This window comes from Armatimonadota bacterium (assembly GCA_020354555.1).
Lineage (GTDB): Bacteria > Armatimonadota > Hebobacteria.
The window spans coordinates 4,465,048-4,467,615 of record CP070648.1 but is presented as its reverse complement, the minus strand read 5'-3'; the positions used below and the strand labels follow the sequence as shown (position 1 = coordinate 4,467,615).

Genomic DNA, 2,568 nt, shown 5'->3' with positions numbered 1-2,568 from the left:
TAGCCCGCCACCTCGGCGAGATCGAGGGTGGGGGCGGTGCCTTCGTCGTACAGGTGGATCCGCTCTATCGGCTTCATGCCGGCATTGCCTTCGCCGAGCCCGACCCATCACCTAGCACTCCGTGTCGGCACGCGGGAGCACCGGTGGACACGCCCAGCAGAGGCGCGGCACGCGCTTCGTCGAACCAGACGGCTGGAAAGGTGGTGACCCGGAGATGCGCTTCGCATTCTGCAACGAGGGGTTCGGCGAACGCCCCTGGCGCGCCGTGTGCTCAGCCATCGCGACGGCGGGCTACGACGGCGTCGAGATCGCGCCGTTCTCGCTGGCCGTGACCGTTCAGGACATCCCAGCCCACGAGCGGGTTGACCTGCGCGCCACGGCACACGACGCCGGCCTGGAGGTCGTCGGCCTGCACTGGCTCCTGGTGAAGCCGGAGGGCCTGCACATAAGCCACCCGGATGCCAAGGTGCGAGGCCGCACGCGGGACTATCTGTGTCGCCTCGCCGACTTCTGCGGCGACCTGGGCGGGAAGGTCATGGTCTTCGGTTCGCCGCGGCAGCGCAGCCGCACGGCCGACGCATCGGCCGACGACGCGTGGCGATGGGCGGCGGAGACGTTCTCCAGCGCGCTGCCCACCGTCGCCGAGCGCGGCGTCACCTTGTGCATCGAGCCGCTCGGGACGGAAGAGACCGACTTCATCACCAACGCGGCCGAAGGCCGGCGACTCGTTGACGAGATCGGCCATCCCAACTTCCGCTTGATCCTGGACGTGAAGGCAATGTCCTCCGAGGGCTCCCCCGTCCCCGACATCATCCGCGAGCAGCGAGATGTCCTCGCCCACGTGCATGCCAATGATCCCAATCGCCAGGGGCCCGGGTTCGGAGACATGGACTTCCATCCGATCCTGAAGGCGCTGCGCGAGATCAGCTACGATGGCTACATCTCCGTGGAGCCTTTCGAGTTCGTGCCCGATGCCGATACGGTCGCACACAAGTCAGTTCGCTACCTGCAGGAATGCCTGCCGGCATAGCAGCCACACCCCCTGGAGCATATCCCCATGTCAACAGCCGAAGTGCTCGTTCATGCCGGTCCCCATCCAAGACGCGACTGCCCCCTCACAGTCGATCTGCCCTGCGAGCACGAGGAGCGCGCGGCGGGTGTCGTGTTGACCGCGGCTGGCGGCGAGCGGCTGCCGGCCCAGATCGTCCCGCGATCTCCACTGTCAGTGACAGGCGAGGCCGGCGGCCGAGTCCGTGCGGCCTTCATCCTGCCGTCACTCGAAGCCGGCGAGACTCTGGCTCTTCGCGCGGAGATCGGTCCCGAGCCCCAGGCTCGTGCAGATCGGGTCGCCGTCAGCGACGACGGCGGCGGGAGCGCGAGCGTGACCGTGGACGGCGACCTGCTCACGGTCTACCGATACACCGGCGACCCGGCCCGTCCGTGCTTCTTCCCGCTGCTCGGGCCGGGCGGCAAGCACGTCACCCGAAGCTGGCCGGTCGCGGAGGGTGTTCCCGGCGAGCCGCAGGACCATCCGCACCACCGATCCATGTGGGTCGCCCATGGTGACGTCAACGGCACCGACAACTGGAGCGAGCAGGAGGGCCACGCCTTCCAGTTGCACCGAGATATCCTAGACGCCGCGGGAGGACCTGTCTGCGGCCGCCTGGCCGCGCTGAACGACTGGACGGATCACGGGAAGCGCAAGATCCTCGAAGAGCGGCGCGCGCTGACCGCCTATGCCCTGTCGGGCGATGCCCGGATGTTCGATCTCGACGTGTGCTTCACGGCAACCGAGTGCGACGTGCGATTCGGCGATACGAAGGAGGGGGGCATCCTCGCCCTGCGCGTGTCCCCTGCGATCGACGGCGACCACGGCGGGCGCATCCGGAACTCCTACGGGGCGGTCGGGGAGGCCGAGTGCTGGGGGCGGCGCGCCGAGTGGTGCGACTACTCAGGCGAGGTCGGCGGAGACACCCTCGGGATAGCCATCTTCGATCATCCGAGCAGCTTCCGCCACCCCACCTTCTGGCACGTGCGCGACTATGGGATGTACACCGCCAATCCGTTCGGGTGGCACGACTTCTATGCCGACCCCGCGGCGGACGGCAGCCATCTGCTCCCCCGCGGCGCCTCACTCCGCTTCCACTACCGCGTCTACCTGCACCGGGGGGACGCCGCGGCGGCGGGTGTCGGGGACCGGTACCACGACTATGCGAACCCGCCGCAGGTGGAGGTCGCTGCGTAGCCCGGCGGCGGGCGCGCCGGCCGCACACAGGCCGGAGCGCGCGCCTGGACGAAGGCCTCGCCATATGTTAGGATTCGAGCAGATGCCGTCCGGCTCCGGGCGGCGTCTCTTCTCACTATGACTGACACCGGAGGAATGTACTGATGGCCCCTGAGAAGCTGTTCAGCGCTGCGGGCGAGAAAGAGGTCACGCGCGCGATCGTAGGCGAATTCGCGCGCGAGTTCATAGACCATGTCGAGAGCGATGTGATCATCGTCGGAGGTGGTCCCGCCGGCCTCATGGCCGGGCGCGACCTCTGCCGCGCCGGGAAGCGCGTGCTCATC

The 2,568-nt window shown here is 68.3% G+C and carries 3 protein-coding genes; all 3 read left to right on the top strand.

What is annotated here, in order from left to right:
• Nucleotides 1-214 precede the first annotated feature (214 nt).
• A complete protein-coding gene (locus tag JSV65_18305; protein UCH34452.1) occupies nucleotides 215-1,030 on the top strand; it encodes a sugar phosphate isomerase/epimerase in 816 nt (271 codons plus the stop codon).
• A 27-nt stretch (nucleotides 1,031-1,057) separates the two neighbouring features.
• Entirely contained in the window at nucleotides 1,058-2,245 is a 1,188-nt protein-coding gene (locus tag JSV65_18300) for a PmoA family protein (GenBank protein UCH34451.1), read from the top strand.
• Between the two features lie 143 nt (nucleotides 2,246-2,388).
• A partial coding sequence (locus tag JSV65_18295) for an FAD-dependent monooxygenase (GenBank protein ID UCH34450.1) occupies nucleotides 2,389-2,568 on the top strand: 180 nt, incomplete at its 3' end.

Coding starts and splice junctions, on each gene's coding strand:
- JSV65_18305 (UCH34452.1), top strand. CDS start 215: ATGCGCTTCGCATTCTGCAACGAGGGGTTCGGCGAACGCCCCTGGCGC.
- JSV65_18300 (UCH34451.1), top strand. CDS start 1,058: ATGTCAACAGCCGAAGTGCTCGTTCATGCCGGTCCCCATCCAAGACGC.